Genomic DNA, 19,230 nt, shown 5'->3' with positions numbered 1-19,230 from the left:
GCTGCTTAAAAGCTGCTCGTTAAAAAGGCAGGGCTGCGCCGAAAACAGATACTCTTTTAACCATTGCGATTCTAAAAGTGATTCTTCTCATGGCCCAGCCCTCCTTTCGATGTATATTTTGGTACATTTCCATTTGTAACGATACCATTTATTTCATATTTCTGTCAATTGCCAATTTAAAAATGTGCCATAAGCCGTTAATTCTCTTTTAAATAGACCCTTTACAGGTACATTAAAGGGCCTGGCGAACAGAAAGGGAACAAAAAAGCGCAGGAAAGTCAGCGGTTTTTAGCCGCTAAATAATTAAACCGCCACTGAAAAGCGGTGTTCTTCATTTCAAGCCATAATCCTCCCTTTTCAAACCGAAAAGGTCTAAAGAACTATTTCACTAAAGAGATGTTTTAAACTTTCTTATAAGAGGTATTTACTCTATAACATACTTGATACGGAGGAATACCGAATGATTAAATCACTTGAAAAACCGCTGAATATGCATCAGGCCTTAAGCCTGTACAAGCTTGCCAGCAAATGTGAAGGTTCAATCTCTTTGCAGACTGAAAACCATACAAAAGTGAGCGCCAGCAAACTTCCTTCAATGGTTTCTTTCCTTCTGACGCAATCAAGCCAGCATAAGATAAGCCTTATCCTAGAGAACATTCAAGATGAAGAAACACTAAGCGAAATTCAATCGATCTGCACTGAAAACACAGAGCAGCCATCTTCTTCTTTAACCATGCAGCTTCATTAAGCAAGAATAAAAAAAGCTGCTTAAGAAAAAAATATAGAAAATATCAGGCTGTGTTTGATAAAACACATAGCTGAAGCAAAGGAGAACGAACATGCTGCGGACAATCCTTATGGTTATTGGTGCAATTGTTGTTATCGGCTGGATTATCAGCCTGCTTTCCTAATACTTAAGAAATATACTTTATACTTACTGCCGCAACACAGCCTGCTTTCTGCAGGTTTTCTTTTAGTTTTTGCACTTTGGTAACAGGAGGAAGGAATATGAAGGCGACTTGTCCATGCTGCGGCTACAGAACATTGGTTAGACCGCGAAATTGGGAACTCTGCGACCTCTGCTTTTGGGAAGATGATCCATTGCAATCCTACAACCCTGACATTGCCAGCGGCACAAATGAAAAATCTCTGCGCGATTATCAAAAAGATTTCATGAATGGTGTTTACCCGCACCGCGAACCTAGCTTTTTTGATGAAAAGGACCCTCATTGGATTCCCTTTCAGGAAAAAATCGAAGCATAGAAAAAGCAGCCTTATGCAGGCTGCTTTTTCTATTGGCTTAATTGCTGTTTTCATTACTGATGTCTTTCTGTTCTTTCTCTTTGCTCTTGGGATCTTTTTGATCTTTATTGTCCTTGCTGTCCTCTTTCTTCTTGCGCTCTTTTTTGTCTTTCTCTTTCCTGTCTCCGTTTTCCTTTTTCTTCTCTTTATCTTTATTGTCCTTTTTGCTGTTTTGTTCTTTTTTAGCATCCTTGGGTTTTTCTTTAGCTTTGTCTTCTTCCGGTTTCTTCTTTTTTTCCGTTTCCGGCGGCGGTGTATAAGGTTTTTCATATACCGGAAGCTGGAACTTTTCAGCAGGCAGATTTTTCACTGCACGATCCATGATCGCTTTGAAAATCGGAGCCGCTGTATCTGTTGCAGAATCAGTCAAATAATTCTCGCTGCTCGTATGATCATAACCGACCCATACTGCTCCGGCGAGGTTTGGCGTATACCCTGCAAACCATTGATCCTTAGAGCCATCTGTCCCCTCTTCGGCAAGCTGGGTTGTGCCTGTTTTACCGGCCAATTCCCGTCCGCCTTCAAGCTTCGCCTTCTTCCCGGTTCCTTCGTTAATAACGCCTTTTAGCATATAAGTGATTTTGTCAGCATTTTCTTTTGAAACAGCACGTGTTTCTTCTTTCTTATGCATCGCCTCAACTTTGCCGCTCGGACCAATGATTTTCACAATCGTATGAGAGGCTTCGCGCACTCCGCCATTCGGAAAAGCGGAAAACGCTTCTGCCATGTTAAGGGGTGACACGCCTCTTGAAAGCCCGCCAAGTGCAAGTCCGAGCTGCCTGTCTTCCTTTGTAACCGGAATACCGAATTTAGCAGCTGAATCAAGGCCAGCCTGTATGCCAATCTCATTTAAGGTATAGACAGCCGGAACGTTATAAGAATGCACGAGGGCATCGTACATTGTCACAGTTCCTCTGTACTGATGATCATAATTTTCAGGAGAGTAGCCTTTTAGATTGAGCGGCTCATCCTTCAGACTGCTGTATACATCAAAACCTTTTTCCAAAGCAGGTGCATAGTCCACAATCGGCTTAAGAGAAGACCCTGGCTGCCGCTTCAGCTGTGTGGCATGGTTAAACTGGCGGAAGGAATGAACCCCTCTGCCCCCGACCAATGCCCTGATTCCGCCTGTTTTTGGATCAATCAGCACAGATCCGCTCTGCACCATCTGATCTGAAGAGCTTTTCGGAAATAACTTATCATCCTTATAGACATCCTCAAGCCCAGCCTGCATGTCCTGATCCATCTCTGTATAAATCTTGTACCCGCCTGAAAGCAAGTCGCCTTGCGGGATATTGTATTTTTGTTCTGCCTCGGCCACAATCTGATCCACATAAGAAGGATATTTCCCTTTAAATGGATCCGTCTTTTTTTGCTTCAGCTGAATGCTTTCCTTTTTATCCTTTTCAGCTTCTTCTTTTGTTATATATCCCTGTTCTGCCATTAGACTCAGAACAAGGTTGCGGCGCTCTTTCGCTTTCTCCATATTTTTCACAGGAGAATAAGCAGATGGCGCTTTAATCAAACCGGCCAATACAGCCGCTTCGCTCTGTGATAATTCCTTCGGCTGCTTCCCGAAATAAATTTGAGAAGCCCTGCCGAGCCCCCATGCCCCTTCTCCGAAATACACATGGTTTGCATAAAGCTCCAAAATGTTTTCTTTTGAATATTCCTTTTCTATCTTTTTAGCATAAAAATATTCATCAAATTTTCGGGTAAACGTCTTTTGATGCGTCAAAAATACGTTCTTTGCCAGCTGCTGAGTCAGCGTGCTGCCTCCTTCAACAACTCCGCCTGACGTCACGTTTTTTACAGCCGCCCTCGCGATGCCGTAATAATCAACCCCGCCATGCTTGAAAAAGTCCCGATCCTCTGTTGCCACGAGCGCATGGATAAAGGATGGAGGAATATTTTCATAATCCACCCAGTCAACCTTCGCATTGCTCAGCTTGCTCGCAAGCTTGCCGTCATGGCCATATATCACGGTCGGCTGTGCGATAATTTTCTCAAGCTTTGACACATCTTTTGCATTCACCATGTACATATTCAAAAGCGACAGCAAAAGCACAGCAAGTGCTGCAATAACCACAATTCGAACTAAATACCCTTTCAGCAACTTCATCACCTGCAGTATTAGATTTATGTATAAAAGTTAGGAAAGTATCTGCAAAAGGCAGACCCGTAAGTATTCCCTAAAAACCACGCATGCTAACAACATTCGGGAAACACCTCTATTCTATGGGGGCATTTCGGGATTGGTTAGATTTGCCGTTAAACCGGGTATATTCACTTAAAGGCATTTCAATACTCCTAAAGGATGTGGAATGATATGAACAATTTCAAAAGATTATTAGTAGCGTTTGACGGCAGTGATGACAGTGTAAACGCTCTCCAAACAGCGGCATCTTTAAGCAAGCAGCTTGATGCATCCATTACCGTTGCGCACGTATACAATGAAACAGCATCAGCTATCAGCCCTGATGCCGTAAGACCTTACCCGGCCAACACCGCCTACCTTGCTGATGGAATGAACAATTATCCCATCACACCGGCTGTTGACGAAGACCCAGCCAGAAATGCCCGGAGCGAGGATGACCCTGAATACACAGGCGGCCACTCAACAGAAGTCACTGTCCAGGCTCAAAATATTCTCGAAGAAAACATGTGCTCAGGAGAAGTTAAGGTCCTTGACGGGGAGCCTGCTGAAGCCATCGCCTTATATGCAGACGAAATCAAAGCAGACATGATCATCATGGGCAGCCGCCATATCAGCGGTCTTAAAAAGCTTTTTTCTGAGAGTGTGAGTGAGAAGGTTACGAAGAATGCTAAGGTCCCGGTTATGATTATTTGATAGTGTGGAGAGAGCATCCTTATGGTTAAGGGTGCTTTTTTAGTATGATGATAGAGACCTGGCCTCCAGCACACTAAAGGAAGAGAGGACAGGTAACCGGCCCTTATAAACCTTGTCTTTTCTTCCTTTTACAGTGTCGGGGACAGGGCTTTCCTATATTAGCAAGACGAGGGACAGGTGCCGCTTAGTGTGTACCTGTCCCTCAATGCTGTGATTGATTAAAGGACAGGGTGCTCACCATTCACCCTCTTCTCCCCCAATGATAAATACGTTAAGGGACAGGGCTTTAGCCTGTCAGCGAACAGGGGGACAGGGCACCCCCTACTATTGGGGACAGAGACTCCGGCTTCTTTACCAAAATATACCATAAAGCCTCTGTCCCCCTCTCTACCTAGTAACCTGACCCTCACTGCGTTAAAGGATAAGAGGACTGGCAGCCGGCTTTTTAAGCTTATTCTTTTCTGGCTTTTTCCAAGTTGGGGACAGGGCTTTCATTCATTAACAGATTGAGGGACAGGGACCTAATTTTAGCACCTGTCCCCAACTGCGCTGATTGATAAAAGGACAGGTGAGTGCATATTTCGTCCCTGCGGTACCAAGGATCCTGGGAAAGGGGACAGATCTTTAGTTTATTAGAGTACCGGGGGTCAGGCTCCTAAAAAGGATTGGAAAATGTACTGTTCCCTCCCCCGTAAAAAAATCCCCCTCCCCTGCCGATATACTCTATGAATCAAGAATTTTAGGGGGAGCCTTGTGAACTTACTAAAGAGAAAGAAAACGAATAAAGATCGGCTTTTGCCTGAATGGGAAAATGCGGCTGCATGGCCGGAGATTTCTGTGTCTTCAGGCGATTTGAGAAAACAGATTGAGATGACGGGTTTGACAGGCAGGGATTTGGCTATTTTGCAGGCTGTCCGGCCGATTATTGAAGAGCAGATTCAGCCGATGATGGATGCTTTTTATGGAGCGATTGTGAGCGAAAAGAGGCTGCTTGAGCTGATTGAGGAGCATAGCTCTGTTGAGCGGCTGAAAGAGACGCTCAGGACTCATATTTTAAATATGTTCAAGGGCAAGATGGATGATGAGGAAATTGTCCGTTTAAAGAGAATTGCTTCAATTCATGTCAAGATTGGCTTGAAGGAGAAGTGGTATTTAAGCGCTTTCCAAAAGCTTCAAAGTGCTATTTTTCTTGCTTTGTATGATTCTATAGAATATAGGGAGGATTTGTTTGCTTCTGTACAGGCTGCCGGTAAAATGATCGGTCTTGAGCAGCGGATTGTCATTGAAGCGTATGAAGCGGAAAGAAGCGAAGCTAGGGCTGTTCTCGAAAGAGAGAAAGAGCTTTTGAGGCATGAGGTAAATGAGACTGCTGCAAAGCTGGCATCTATTACTGCCCAAGCGAATGAGTGGGTTCAAAGTGTCAATCAGCAGTCCCGTGAGATTGCAGAATCAGCAAGCGGCCATGCGAAGCAGGCCGATCAGGCGGTCCAGGAAGCCGATCAAGGCAAAATTACACTTGATAAGCAGTCTGAACTGATGAAGTTTATTGAAGATCGGACGAAAAATATTTCGGTCGAGATGAGGCAGCTTGAGCAGACATCTGAAAAGATTAATAATGTCATTTCACTTGTGACGAGCATTGCGGAGCAGACGAACCTGCTTGCATTAAATGCGGCGATTGAGTCTGCACGTGCCGGTGAATATGGAAAAGGCTTTGCGGTTGTCGCGTCAGAGGTGCGAAAGCTGGCGGAAGAGACGAAAAAGTCTGTGCAGGGTATTTCCAGCTTAATTGAAGATATTCATCATAAGGTGGAAAGCATCGGCCATTCCATCGATGCGATGTCTAACTTGACAGCTGACGGTGCAAAGAACATGGGACAGATGGAGAGCTTTTACCAAAGCGTACTCAGTCTAATGACCATCAATACTGAGCAGAGCCAGAGATCTGATGTGGAGATGGCGAAATTTGCCGATGTTATGGATGGCATTTCCCGTACAATGGAAGAGCTGGCACTTGCTGCGGAAAACTTGAAAGAGCTGTCGGATACTATGTAAGAAAATCGGAAGCGGCTGCAGCTGGACAAATCAGCTTCTGATAAACAGCTATCAGATCCCGTTTTACAAAAGAAAGTTTTGTTAAAAACCTGCAGTTTGGTTCGTAACGGGTTCAATAACTACATGCGCACAAAAAGGATGCAGTCCGATTAGCAAGTGAATTGGACTGCATCCTTTTGCTGGAATTTCAGGATTCTCTGTTACTGTAAGGGTGTTAGAGAACTCGAATTGCTGTTGAGTTCGATGTTGTTGGAAGCGGATTGCATTGTTTTGTGGTTAGGTGTGTAAAAAAAAACAAAATGGCTTCTGGATAGTTATGTTAAAGTGATTGAGAGGCTTATTCCTCTAACTAGCCGGTACAAGTTTAGAAATTCTTTATTCGATAGATCAATTTGAATAAGGTGATAAAATGATTCTTTCTAAAGGGGTTCTTCATTCATTTAATCTAAGTGGTGAAATTATTCCATTGAAAGGCGGCCAAAATACATCCGTAAGAGTGAATAATGCTGTATTAAAGCCAGTAGAAAACGCATTACATTCAGAGCTATTATTTACTATTATTCACAGTATTAATCCAGTAGGTTATAGGCTGTATCGGCCTATTAAAAGTAATAAAGGGACATTTGTTAGTGAAGGCTGGAGTTGTACAGCCTTTGAACAGGGTCAAGAGGTCAACGGTTATATTAAAGAGAAGCTTTATGTATCAAGGCTATTTCACCATGATTTAGCTGCAATCAAATTTAAAGGCATTCTTGAATCCGATAATCCCTGGTCGATGGCTCATCGAATTGCATGGCAAATAAATGAATTACCAGAGGAAGTTCATCCCGAAGCAAGAGAAATAATAAACAATTTACTTAAAAAAGTTCATTTAAAAGAACAATATCATCGTCAGATTGTCCATAGTGATTTAGCGGGAAATATTCTTTTTGATGTTGTATTGCCACCGCTTATTATTGATTTTTCTCCAACAATAGCTCCTGTTGAATATGCCGAAGCCATATTAGTATGTGATTGTATTGCTTGGCAAGATTGTCCAATAAGTGAAATTGATTTGCTTCCTGAGATGAGAGAAATGTTTATCAGGGCTGTCATATTCCGATTATCAGCTCAAGCAATTTTGTCAAGTGAAGATTGGAATAGCTTTAATGAGCAATATAAATTATTTGAGCCAATTATTGATTATGTTGAATCGGATTCTTATTAAGCTAACAAGCCCTCATAATGATCAAATTTCAACTTTAAAATAGGCTCGGAGCAAAATGGCTCCGAGCTTTTTTGTATGCTTATTTTACTGCTAACTGCGAATTGCCGTGCGAAAAAAACTGCAGTTTCAAATTTTGCATTTCCAAAACTGAATCTAGGCCTTCTTTATGGCGTAATCTGCTTGAAAAGCTGCAGCAATGTTTTCGTTACAGGTCCAGGTGAGCCGTTTCCGATGACCTGCTCTCCTGTTTTAATGACTGGGATGATTTCTGAGGTTGTGGAGGATATAAAGGCTTCATCCAGGTCCTTCAGTTCTTCAACTGTCAGGGCCTTTTCTTTGAAAACAATATCATTAGCAGCACAGAGCTCAGCTATTTTGATTCTTGTGATGCCGTTTAAGATCAGCGGGCTGACCGGATGGGTAATCACGGCTCCATTTTTTACACCGTAAAAATTGGTGGAGCTGCCCTCTGTAATGATACCGTCCCGATGCAGAATGGCTTCAAATTTCCCCGCTTCCTTGGCTTCCTGTTTCGCGAGGACATTGCCTAGAAGGTTCAGGCTCTTAATATCACAGCGCTTCCAGCGGATGTCTTCCGTCAGCACTGTTTCAACGCCTTCCTGCTGCTCTTTTTCGGGCAGATGGCAGGAAAATGGATAGGCGGTCAGCTGCGGGACTGTTTCTGCTCCTGGAAAATGGTGCTGTCTGATGGAGCCGCCCCGTGTAATTTGAAGGTATATGGCTCCTTCCTCTGCCCCGTTCTCCGTAACAAGCTCTTTTACTTTTTGCTCGATTTCCTCCCTTGAAAAAGGAAGAGAAATTTTCAGTTCTCTGGCACTTCGTTCAAGCCGGTCCATGTGCTCTTTTAAGGTGAAAATTTTGCCGCCGTAAATTTTCATCACTTCATAAAAACCATCGCCGAATTGATGTCCTCTGTCTTCTATATCCACTTTCGCTTCTTCGCGGCGGATGAGCTTGTCATTCATCAATACAATCATTTTCCCGGCACCTCTTCGTATTTTTTATTTAATAATAGCTGAAAAAAAAGTTGAAAAACAATAGGCTGTCCTTTATGATAGAACTAACAAACACAACATATAGAAAAATATTTTATATAATAATACTATATATAGACTTTAACCATCAGCAGAAGGTGCCGCAAGGATTAAAAGGGAATCCGGTTAGATTCCGGAACTGCCCCCGCAACTGTATGTGCGACGAACATGGTGTGCCACTGTACGATTCTGTACGGGAAGGACCATTAGTAGGAAGACCGCAAGTCAGGAGACCTGCCTTTAGCTCATATTTTGTTTCGATTCTCCGGGGTGTTGAGAAGATGAAACGATGGTGATTGAGAGCTTATTTCTCTATACTATCGTTTGATCCGCTCAATTCCAAGAGCGGATTTTTTATTTTTTTAGCTCTGTTAAATTTGGCTGTTGATTTCCGTTTCAGGCGTCCGCTTTCCGCGGAGCGGGCGGTGAGCCTCCTCTGCGCTTTAGCGCATGCGGGGTCTCACCTGTCCCGCTGCTCCCGCAGGAGTCGCCCGCCTTCCACTCCAATCAACAGGTGTGTGAAAATCAACATTCTCCTTTAACATAGCCCATTTTTAAAAGAGATAACAGGAGGCTGTATGAAGATGAAGACAGTAGCAAACCGAGTTACGATGATCATTGACGATGAGAACAGTGAAAAAGCTTTTGATCCTGATGAGCTTTCTGCCTATATTGCCGAAAAAGCGGCGGATTTCCCCAGTCTGTCCATCGGTCCTTATACGGAAAGAGTCATACAAAGCATTAACGGACGCGGCTATTTCGAAGCCGAGGAAGCGGCAAACCTGTTGATTCTTGAGGGCCTCTCCAATATTGATGAAAAAGAGCCGGATTGGACGTATTTTTGTGCAAGGCTTTATTTGGACAGCCTCTATCAAAAGGCTGCCTGCAATAGAAGGTACATGCCTGCAGAAAAATATGGACCGCTTTATGAGCTGATCCGGGAGCTGACAGAAGAAGGCATTTACAGCTCCCTTCTTATTGACAGCTATACAAAAACTGAGATTGAGGAACTTTCAGAAAGCATCGTGCCTGCCCGTGATGGACTGTTTACATACATCGGCCTCAGAACCCTTGCCGACCGGTACTTGGCGAGAGATTACAGCAAAAATGTGATGGAGCTTCCGCAGGAGCGCTTTATGGTGATCGCGATGACATTGATGGCTAAAGAGAATACAAATCATCGCCTCTCGCTTGTGAAGGAAGCCTACTGGGCACTCAGCAATCTTCACATGACCGCTGCCACCCCTACCCTCTCTAATGCAGGCAAATCTGTCGGCCAGCTGTCCAGCTGTTTTATTGACAGCATTGATGACAGTCTGCAGGGGATTTTTGACAGCAATACAGATATCGCCAACCTTTCAAAAAGCGGCGGCGGCATCGGGGTCTATTTAGGAAAAATCAGAAGCCGCGGCAGTGATATCAGGGGCTATAAAGGCGTCAGCTCCGGTGTCATTCCATGGATGAAGCAGCTCAATAACACTGCAGTCAGCGTGGATCAGCTCGGCCAGCGCAAAGGGGCGATCGCGGTTTACCTTGATGTGTGGCACAAGGACATTTTTTCCTTTCTCGACTCTAAGCTGAACAACGGCGATGAGCGGCTGCGGACGCATGATTTGTTCACAGGCGTCTGCCTTCCGGATCTGTTTATGGAGCAGGTTGAAGCAAGAGGCGACTGGTATTTGTTTGATCCGCACGAGGTCCGCACGGTAATGGGCTTCAGCCTTGAGGATTATTTTGATGAAAAGTCAGGTGAAGGCAGCTTCCGGATCCGCTACACAGAGTGCGTCGGCCACCCTGCTCTTTCCAAAGAAAAGGTTCCTGCAATTGAAATCATGAAACGGATCATGATCGGCCAGCTCGAGTCCGGGACTCCGTTCATGTTTTACAGAGATCAAGTGAACCGGATGAATGCCAATTCGCATGAAGGCATGGTTTACTGCAGCAATCTTTGCACAGAAATCACCCAAAACCAGAGCGCGACAACAATGGACGAGCAGTACACAGAAGACGGAAAAATCATTACCGTGAAAACACCCGGCGATTTTGTCGTGTGCAACCTTTCTTCCATTAACCTTGCAAGAGCTGTGACAGAGGATGTGCTGGAACGGCTGATTCCGATACAGGTGCGGATGCTCGATAATGTGATTGATTCTAATAACATTCCAGTGCTGCAGGCAAAGCTGACAAACACCAAATACCGCGCCATCGGCCTTGGAACATTCGGCTGGCACCACCTGCTAGCTTTGAAAGGGATCAAATGGGAAAGCGATGAAGCCGTTGGGTATGCTGACAGCCTCTATGAAAAAATTGCCTTGCTTTCCCTTTCAGCGAGTGTGGCATTGGCTGAAGAAAAAGGAGCATATCCGGTATGTGAAGGCTCCGATTTCCAAACTGGCGCCTATTTTGAAAAGCGGGGCTATACAGGAGAAATGTGGGACGAACTGAAGGAAAAAACAGCGAAGCACGGCATCCGCAATGCCTATGTGATGGCCGTGGCGCCGAATGCCTCCACTTCCATCATTGCGGGAAGCACAGCGAGCATTGACCCGATTTTTCAGAAGGTGTATTCAGAGGAAAAAAAGGATTATAAAATACCGGTCACAGCGCCTGATCTTAATGCAGAAACAACCTGGTACTACAAATCGGCTTATTTTCTTGATCAAAAATGGAGCATTGAGCAGAATGCTGCAAGGCAGCGCCATATTGATCAATCCATTTCCTTCAACTTTTACGTGCTGAATACGATCAAAGCAAAGGAATTGCTGGATCTTCATTTAACCGCTTGGAAGGCAGGCCTGAAAACAACCTACTATGTCCGCTCAACCTCAAGCCTGATTGAAGACTGCGATTCATGCGCAAGCTGAAAAGGAGTGAAAAAGTATGATACATTCTAACCTGCTTTCAAAGCGTTCCATTATGGATGCTGAAGCACCGAACCGCTCCACAGGGATTGTGAACGGCAAGAGCTCGAATATCCTGAACTGGGATGATACCGCTTATTCCTGGGCTTATCCCAAATACAAAAAAATGCTCGCCAACTTCTGGACGCCCTTTGAAATCAATATGTCGCAGGATGTGAAGCAATTTGCAGAGCTTCGCGAAGAAGAAAAAGAAGCCTTCCTGAAAATTATCGGCCTGCTCGCTCTCTTAGACAGCATCCAGACCGATTATGCCGGGAAAGTTGCGGATTATTTGACGGATTCCAGCCTGAATGCCCTGATGATCATCCTTGCCCAGCAGGAGGTCATTCATAACCACTCATACTCTTATGTTCTTTCAAGCATTGTATCGAAAAAACAGCAGGATGAAGTATTTGAATACTGGCGCAGCGAGCCGATTTTAAGGAAGCGGAACGAATTTGTAACAAACGGCTACAAAATGTTTGCCGAAGAAGCAACAATAGAAAATCTCCTCAAATCCATCGTGTATGATGTGATTTTGGAAGGCTTGTTTTTTTACTCTGGCTTTGCCTTCTTTTACAACCTCGCCCGAAACCAAAAGATGGTGGCCACAAGCACGATGATTAACTACATTAACCGGGATGAGCAGATTCATGTGGATCTTTTCGTGAAAATTTTCCAGGAAATACTGAGGGAAAATCCAGAATACAACACAGAGGAGCTTGCCAGGTTTGTGGAAGAAACATTTAAGGAAGCGGCCATGCTTGAGATACACTGGGGAGAGTCGATTCTCGGGAATAAAATACAGGGCATCAACATGAATGATATTGAGGCCTATATTAAATTTTATGCGAATGTCCGCTGCAATCAGCTTGGGTTTGAACGCCCGTTCGAAGGTTTTCGGACAAATCCCCTTAAATGGATCAAAGCCTATGAGGAGGTTGACCTTGGCAAATCTGACTTTTTTGAGCAGAAGTCGAGGCAGTATACGAAGGTGAATCAGGTGGATAACGGGTTTGATGATTTGTGAATGGAAAAGGACTTGTCTTTTGGGACAAGTCCTTTTTGGCTAAAGCCTTAAAAATAAAGGCCAACTAGTATATATCCGGCAAAGCTTGCAGCAATAATGAGACCTCCAATGGCTGGGCCTGACAAAAACTTCTGGTCACTGGGTTTGGGCTGATCAGATAATGTTTTATCATTGCTCAAAATTGGTCACTCCCTTTGCCCTTTCTATTCAATGCAGTCTTTTAAAATCCTTTATTTTCCTGGAGAAAAGATTACGCAGGCTCCGTTTTCCGCCCTCCGCTCATCTTTCCTTTGAAATAAGCGATGGCGAGAATGATGACCACAACAGCAATCTCAAAGGCATACACTACCCACTGGTCTTTAAAATAAGGTTTTAAAAATGGCTCTTTCACAATCATTTTTGCTGCTGTCCAGGCAAGAATCGCAGATCCAATCCAAATGATGATCGGAAACCGGTCAATGTATTTCAGGATAATCGTACTTCCCCATACGACAATAGGGATGGATATGATCAGTCCAAGTGTCACAAGCAAATAGCTCCCATGTGCAGCACCTGCTACAGCAAGCACGTTATCGATCCCCATCACCGCATCCGCGATAATAATCGTCCTGATTGCCGCCCCAACACTTTGACCGCCTTTTACATCATGCTTCTTTTCATCCGTTAAAAGCTTATAGGAAATCCAAATAAGAACGAGTCCTCCGACAAGCAGGAGGCCTGGTATCTTGAGCAGATAGACAAAGGCAAAGGTTGTGATGGCTCTGATAATGATGGCTCCCGCGGTACCCCAGAGGATTACTTTTTTCCGCTGATCACCAGGGAGATCTTTTGCCGCAAGGCCGATAACAATGGCATTGTCTCCTGCCAGCACCAGGTCGATAATGATAATTGACAGCAGAGCTGACCAAAATCCGGCTGATAAAAAATCCATGCTTTTCACCTCTTCAGTAGTCTCAGTTTAACGATTGCGGGCTATACAGGAGAGAAGCAGGAAGTTGTATCCAAAATGATACCTATATGCTAATATATACCAAAAAAGATCGGGGAAAGAACCATGAACATCAGGCTTATTGAAGTACAAGATGCAGAAAATTTTTTATTCCTCAGCCAAGTAATCGAGGAATCAGGGATGATGCTGTTTGAGCCGGGAGAAAAACAGCTTTCCGTCGATGAGCAAAAGGCTTCTATTGAAAGAATTCTGGCTGTGCCGAACTCCGCCCTGTTTGTTGCAGAAAAAGGAGGGGATTTAGCCGGCTACATTGCAGCATTCGGCGGAAAGGTGAAGCGCACCTCCCATTCTGCCTATTTAGTTCTTGGCGTCCATCCTGATTATTACCGGCAAGGCATCGCCTCAAAACTTTTTGAAAAATTGTTCCAATGGGCTTTGCAGCGCGGCATAAAAAGGCTGGAGCTTACTGTGATCAAGTATAACGAAAAGGCGTTTTCTTTATATGAAAAAATGGGGTTTTCCATAGAAGGAGAAAAAGTGCACTCTCTTTATATTGATGGTGAGCCTGTGAATGAGTATTATATGTACAAGCTCATATGATGGAATGTTGGGCTCCCGCATATAAACACTAAAAGCTGCACACAAACGGCTAAAGCTGCATGAAAACGCGGGAAGCCGCATGAAAGCTGCTAAAGCCGAATGAAAACGCGGTTAGCCGCACTCAAACGCCTCGACTCGCATAAAAATTTCCAAAACCTGCAAATAAAATTCCAAAAGCCGCATATAAAAATTCAAAACCCGCATATAAAAATTCAAAACCCGCATATAAAAAGCTGAAAGCCGCATATAAACACTGTTTTAAGGGACTTCAGGCTTGCATTTTTTATTCTGAATGATAAAGATAGCGCTTTCATTATCGTTTTTCCTAAAAAAACGCTCAAAAAAATGCCAAACCACACTGGTTTGGCATTTTCACGTTACGAAGCAGAACGTACTCCTTCCGGCTCTTCCTTCTGGATGGCTGAAACAAGCTCATACAGTCTGATCGCGAGCCCTTCAAGAGAATGAATAATGTTTTTCAGTTCTTCTGCTGCGAAAAGCTGCTGTTCGGAACTTGCCACCATCTCCCCGTTTCGTGAGCTGGTGGTTTCAGAAAGCTTTGTCATCGTTTGGATAGCTGCTTTGACACTTTCAATATTTCCAATAAAGTCTTTCGCTTCCTTTGTAACGTGCTGGATGCTGTCTCCTACTTTATTGGTGGAGGCGTTGATGTTTTCAAAAAGGGTATCGGTTTTTTGAATAATGGAAATCCCTTCAGCCAGTTCTCTGCTGCTTTCCTCCATCGCATCTGCCACTTTGTGAATGTCTGATTGTATGTGATCAATCAATCCCTTAATCCTGTCTGTTGACTCTGTTGATTTGCCTGCCAGTTTTCTGACCTCGCCCGCTACGACAGCAAAGCCTTTTCCGGACTCACCCGCTCTTGCCGCTTCAATCGCAGCATTCAGCGCGAGCAGATTTGTCTGATCGGCAATAGAGGAGATATCTGAGACAATGCCGCCGATTTGGAGAGAGTGGGAATGCAAATTTCCTACAAGCTGTGACAGGTTGGTAAAGGTTTTCGAAAGGCTTTGCATCTGTTCTTTTGTTTCGAAAAGAAATTCCTTCCCATCACGCACAGAGCCTTGCGCTGCTAAAGAACTTTCCATAACAGCCTCAGTAGAATGCACAATATCTATTGCTCCTTTATGCATGCTTGCCATTTTCTCTTCACTGGACATGGCTTGTTTGTGCTGCATTTCAGCTCCTTTTGCCCATTCAGAGACAGCCTTTCTGATTACATGGCTTGTTTCAACGGAATGAGCGGCATGCCCTGAGAGATCTCCTGTCATTTGTTTGATGCTTTCTGAGGTGAGCTTCAGTTCATTTGAAAGCTTTTGAATGGAAGCAGCCTGCAGACTGTTTCTAGCGAGGAGCTCATTTGTGAGACGGTTTTTCGTCAGAATCTGCCAGCTGATCCCCCCTGAAGTCAGCACCAGATAAAACGCATGGATAAAGAACATAAACCACGTGTAGTCATGGTCGCCAAACAAATACTCTGTATAGACAAACATGGCAGCAAGGTGAGCTGCAGCAAAAACAGCCGTCATTACATAGATGTATTTCGTTTTTTCGTAAAAGGCAATCAGAGCGATGACAAGAAAGATGGAAAAATGGTACACGACCATTCCGTTTCCGCCAATGATCATGGAAAGACTGGAAAAGGTCAGGCAAAATGAAATCAAATAGGGTATGGCAGTGTGGTCTTTCTTTTGAAAATAAAGAAAGGCTGCGGCAAGAAAAAACAGGATCGGGGCGACAAATGCTGCCGTTTTAATGACGTTGCTTTCATATCCTGCTCCCATGCTTTGATGCATATGAACAGACGGCAAAAAAGAATTGACGGCAAAGATGAGCGCTGATACGGCAATCGCCAGCAGGGATAGGATCAGCATCACTTTATTTTTACTTTGTATCACTGGTGTTCCTCCTGAAAAAATGATCTTTTGATTTAATATAAATGCTCACTGACAGCATTTCCATTTCTAACTCTCTAGGAATTTTTTATTAATAATCCTTCATGACATATAGGTCTTTATACCCTTACGTTCAAACCTTTAAACATATAAAAAGACCCTCCTAAGAGGGTCTTCCCATTACTTGTAAAGCAGATATTGTTTGCGAATCTGCTTAAATTTTTGAGTTTCTGCTTCATATTTTTTCATGATTTGTTTGACTGGGACATTATCCAGAATCATTTGCTTCACCCAGCCGTTGCCGATTAACAGGCTGAAGTTATCGCGCGCTAAAAACTCAAATTTGTCAGGATACAGGCGATGAATTTCAGAGATGATTTCAAGGCCTGTTTCCACTGAATTGTATGCTTTTGGATCTGTTACATAGATTTCCGCTCCATGGCAAAGCTCGCCTGCATACTTGGAGGTGGAAGGGATAAAGGATGCGGCTCTAAACTGCACGCCCTTTAAGTGTTTTTTATTCAGTTCAGCAGCAAGCTTTGTGCTGTTGATGTACGGAGCGCCAAACAGCTGGAACGGCTTCGTTGTGCCTCTTCCTTCTGAGACATTGATGCCTTCGATCAGTCCTGCTCCTGGATAGACGATCGCTGTTTCAAGGGTTGGCATATTCGGTGAAGGCATGATAAATGGCAGCCCTGTTTCGTTAAAATACTGGCTTCTTTTCCAGCCTTTCATTTTTACAACTTTGAGATCCGCATGGATATTGAATTCTTTGTTAAACAACAGCGCAAGCTCGCCCATTGTCATCCCGTGGCGGAGCGGAATCGGATACCTGCCGACAAACGATGAGTAAGCGGGATCCAGAACAGGTCCTTCCACTTTTTCTCCGCCGATGCTGTTTGGCCTGTCGAGCACAATGATCTGCTTATTGTTTTCCTTTGCTGCTTCAAGGCAGTAGGACAAGGTGGAAATATAAGTGTAGAATCTTGTGCCGATATCCTGTATATCAAAGACGAGCACATCCACATCCTTCAGCATTTCTGGTGTCGGCTTGTTCGTTTTCCCATATAAGCTGTAGACCGGAAGCCCTGTCTCTTCATCTATATAGGATTCTACATTGGCGCCGGCATCAGCGTCCCCTCTTACACCGTGTTCAGGACCATAGAGTGCTGTCAGATTGATATCCGGATCATTGTTTAAAAGATCGACGGAGCTGTTCAGCTTTGAGTCTGTGCCAGTAGGATTGGTAATCAATCCAACCCGCTTGCCTTTTAAAAGAGCTTTTTCTTCTTTCAAAAGAACTTCAATTCCTGGAACGGTGCGCTTGCTGTGTTCATCCTTCCGGCCGGTGGCAGATGCGGCAGAGCTGCCAATCACGAGAAGAGCAGCTATGAAAAACAGTAGGCTTTTTTTCACCTGGATTCCTCCTTATTTTAAAGGTTTTCCATTTTTTAGATTCAATCCATAGCCATAGTGATAAAGGATTTTTCCGGGTTCAGTGACAGATGGAATATCAACTGGCAGTTTGCCATCAGGCTTTGAGGCTCCGAAGATGGCTCTTATGCCTGCCGGAATGTTCGGCTGGCGGAAGCGGCCGTCTGTGTAGCCTTTAAAGCCGTATACGGCAAGCACTGCTTTTGCTTCTTCAAAGTTGGCGGCGTCATATGGGTTTCTGAGGCTGACAAGGACGAACCTTTTGTTTCGTTTCATCGCTTCTTTCATGACAGCTCTCGGATAAACGGTCGCCCATTTCGAGGAATCCTGTATGTGATCATCGATTTGGCCGTCGTTCACTGCCGGATCGTTTTTCACCACATAGGATCCTGTGATAATGTATTTCGCTTCAGCGATTTTCATTTTCACCCTGCTGTCGAGCACTTTGCCGGAAAAAGCATAGCCGTCAATTGCAACGGGCTTTATTTTCCTCTGATCCACAAGGCTTTGAATGCTGCGCTTCATGGATTCAATTTGGTCGTCAAACGGTGCGAGCAGAAGGACTTTTTCCCCTTTTTTCGGCTTAAACGGCAGGGTTTTTGCATCATTTTTTAACACGGTAACCGATTTGTCAGCCATTTTTTGCTCTTGCTTTGTATGCTTTTTATTTCCGACTGTTTTTTCGGCTGCTTTGATTTTTTGATCAAGAGGCAGAGATGTGTTTTCCTGTCCTGGTGTATAAATGCCGCGCTTCATCTTCAGTTTCAAAATTCGTTTAACAGACTCATTCACCTGGCTTTCAGGCAGCTCGCCTTTATGAACGGCTGTGAGGACTGCTTTATAGACACTGGCGAGATTCCTTTCTGTTTCAAGCGATGTGACAGGTGCAGGCATAAGAGCAATGTCAACGCCTGCTTCCAGCGCCATAACGACTGCCTGTTCCTGGCCGAAGTTGTCTGCGATGGCTTTCATATTCAGCGCGTCTGTTACAACAACGCCGTCAAAGCCCATGTCTTTTCGAAGCAGTCCGGTAATGACCTTTTTAGAAAGAGATGCAGGCACCATAATTTTTTGGCCGTCTTTTTGACTGGTGTATTCCGTATCATCGATCGCCGGGAACTGAACGTGCGCGGTCATGATCATATCAATCCCTGCATCCACTGCCTGCTGGAACGGGTAAAGCTCCACTTTCTTCAGGCGGTCCAAATCGTGATTAACGAGCGGAAGTCCGTAATGGCTGTCCGTATCCGTGTCTCCATGTCCCGGGAAATGCTTGGCTGCTGAAGCTACATTCTGATTTTGCAGACCTTTGATCGTTTGAATGCCAAGCCTTGAAACAAGGTCAGGATTGGAGCCGAATGAGCGGACACCAATGACGGGATTGCCTGGATTCAGGTTCACGTCCATATCTGGTCCGAAGTTCACATTGATGCCGAGCGAATGCAGCTCGCTGCCGACTATGTTCCCTGTCTGGCGGGCGAATTTTTCACTGCGCGCCGCCCCAAGCGCCATGTTGCCGGGCAGATTGGTTCCTGATTGAAGCCTTGTCACAATGCCGCCCTCCTGATCAATTGTGATCAAGAGCGGAATTTTCGGACTTGCTTTTTGCAGGCCGTCTGTCAGGCGGACCGTCTGTTCTGTGCCTGTGACATTTTCGGCAAAAAGAATAACTCCGCCGAGATGGTATTTTTTAATGATGCTGCCTACCTCATCATTCATAACCGTTAAGCCAGTTGCTTTTGTTTCCCCTTTTTTCTGCCAGTTTCTAAAGTCGGGCATAAGCATCTGTCCGACCTTTTCTTCAAGTGTCATCTGCTTGACGATTCCATCAATTTGATCCCCTGAGACATCTGCTGACGCTTTCCGCGGAACGAGGCTGCCTGCTGCCAAAAGGACAATGGCGGCAAGGATTACAAGTATTCGTTTCATCT

15 protein-coding genes and 1 riboswitch are annotated in these 19,230 nt (G+C 44.5%); of the genes, 8 read left to right on the top strand and 7 right to left on the bottom strand.

Annotated elements, in window-relative coordinates; genetic code table 11:
- The first annotated feature begins 460 nt into the window (after nt 1-460).
- Entirely contained in the window at nt 461-748 is a 288-nt protein-coding gene (locus LRR81_RS11225; RefSeq protein WP_231789468.1) for a hypothetical protein, read from the top strand.
- Between the two features lie 260 nt (nt 749-1,008).
- A complete protein-coding gene (locus LRR81_RS11220; protein WP_231789467.1) occupies nt 1,009-1,263 on the top strand; it encodes a CPCC family cysteine-rich protein in 255 nt (84 codons plus the stop codon).
- 37 nt (nt 1,264-1,300) lie between these two features.
- On the opposite strand, the gene LRR81_RS11215 is transcribed toward LRR81_RS11220, so the two are convergent.
- The gene (locus LRR81_RS11215; protein WP_408631600.1) at nt 1,301-3,424 is read right to left on the bottom strand and encodes a transglycosylase domain-containing protein; all 2,124 of its coding nucleotides are present in this window, start codon (nt 3,422-3,424) and stop codon (nt 1,301-1,303) included.
- A 207-nt stretch (nt 3,425-3,631) separates the two neighbouring features.
- On the opposite strand from LRR81_RS11215, the gene LRR81_RS11210 reads away from it, so the two are divergent.
- The 3 genes from LRR81_RS11210 (at nt 3,632) to LRR81_RS11200 (ending at nt 7,415) form a co-directional block, all read left to right on the top strand.
- On the top strand, nt 3,632-4,153 hold the full coding sequence (locus LRR81_RS11210; RefSeq protein WP_231789465.1) for a universal stress protein: 522 nt from the start codon (nt 3,632-3,634) through the stop codon (nt 4,151-4,153).
- Nucleotides 4,154-4,906: 753 nt separating this feature from the next.
- Nucleotides 4,907-6,208, top strand: a complete 1,302-nt coding sequence (locus LRR81_RS11205) for a globin-coupled sensor protein (RefSeq protein ID WP_231789464.1) — start codon at nt 4,907-4,909, stop codon at nt 6,206-6,208.
- A gap of 409 nt (nt 6,209-6,617) precedes the next feature.
- Nucleotides 6,618-7,415 carry a hypothetical protein gene (locus tag LRR81_RS11200; RefSeq protein ID WP_231789463.1) on the top strand — a complete coding sequence of 266 codons (798 nt, stop codon included), beginning with the start codon at nt 6,618-6,620 and terminating at the stop codon, nt 7,413-7,415.
- Nucleotides 7,416-7,579: 164 nt separating this feature from the next.
- Here LRR81_RS11200 and dat read toward each other — a convergent pair whose 3' ends face one another.
- Nucleotides 7,580-8,413, bottom strand: coding sequence for a D-amino-acid transaminase (gene dat / locus LRR81_RS11195; RefSeq protein ID WP_231789462.1), 834 nt, complete (start codon nt 8,411-8,413; stop codon nt 7,580-7,582).
- Between the two features lie 136 nt (nt 8,414-8,549).
- Nucleotides 8,550-8,726: riboswitch (cobalamin riboswitch) on the top strand.
- Nucleotides 8,727-9,081: 355 nt separating this feature from the next.
- Here dat and LRR81_RS11190 point away from each other — a divergent pair.
- Nucleotides 9,082-11,334: a ribonucleoside-diphosphate reductase subunit alpha gene (locus LRR81_RS11190; protein WP_408631602.1), complete on the top strand. Its 2,253-nt coding sequence runs from the start codon at nt 9,082-9,084 to the stop codon at nt 11,332-11,334.
- Nucleotides 11,335-11,350: 16 nt separating this feature from the next.
- Nucleotides 11,351-12,400: a ribonucleotide-diphosphate reductase subunit beta gene (locus tag LRR81_RS11185; RefSeq protein WP_231789460.1), complete on the top strand. Its 1,050-nt coding sequence runs from the start codon at nt 11,351-11,353 to the stop codon at nt 12,398-12,400.
- Between the two features lie 47 nt (nt 12,401-12,447).
- Here the strand turns inward: LRR81_RS11185 and LRR81_RS21255 are convergent, their stop codons facing one another.
- Complete coding sequence (locus tag LRR81_RS21255; protein WP_269448618.1) at nt 12,448-12,579, bottom strand: hypothetical protein; 132 nt, start codon at nt 12,577-12,579, stop codon at nt 12,448-12,450.
- Nucleotides 12,580-12,650: 71 nt separating this feature from the next.
- On the bottom strand, nt 12,651-13,331 hold the full coding sequence (locus tag LRR81_RS11180) for a TerC family protein (RefSeq protein WP_231789459.1): 681 nt from the start codon (nt 13,329-13,331) through the stop codon (nt 12,651-12,653).
- Nucleotides 13,332-13,454: 123 nt separating this feature from the next.
- On the opposite strand from LRR81_RS11180, the gene LRR81_RS11175 reads away from it, so the two are divergent.
- Nucleotides 13,455-13,949, top strand: coding sequence for a GNAT family N-acetyltransferase (locus LRR81_RS11175; protein WP_231789458.1), 495 nt, complete (start codon nt 13,455-13,457; stop codon nt 13,947-13,949).
- A gap of 377 nt (nt 13,950-14,326) precedes the next feature.
- Here the strand turns inward: LRR81_RS11175 and LRR81_RS21345 are convergent, their stop codons facing one another.
- The 3 genes from LRR81_RS21345 to LRR81_RS11160 form a co-directional block, all read right to left on the bottom strand.
- On the bottom strand, nt 14,327-15,868 hold the full coding sequence (locus tag LRR81_RS21345; protein ID WP_231789457.1) for a methyl-accepting chemotaxis protein: 1,542 nt from the start codon (nt 15,866-15,868) through the stop codon (nt 14,327-14,329).
- 177 nt (nt 15,869-16,045) lie between these two features.
- Entirely contained in the window at nt 16,046-17,281 is a 1,236-nt protein-coding gene (locus LRR81_RS11165) for an exo-beta-N-acetylmuramidase NamZ family protein (RefSeq protein ID WP_231789456.1), read from the bottom strand.
- A 12-nt stretch (nt 17,282-17,293) separates the two neighbouring features.
- On the bottom strand, nt 17,294-19,228 hold the full coding sequence (locus tag LRR81_RS11160) for a glycoside hydrolase family 3 protein (protein WP_231789455.1): 1,935 nt from the start codon (nt 19,226-19,228) through the stop codon (nt 17,294-17,296).
- Nucleotides 19,229-19,230 lie beyond the last annotated feature (2 nt).

The sequence above is a fragment of the Metabacillus kandeliae genome, assembly GCF_021166585.1.
GTDB classification, from domain to species: Bacteria; Bacillota; Bacilli; order Bacillales; family Bacillaceae; genus Metabacillus_B; species Metabacillus_B kandeliae.
The sequence above is the reverse complement of the archived record's forward strand: the minus strand, read 5'-3'. Positions and strand labels throughout refer to the sequence as shown.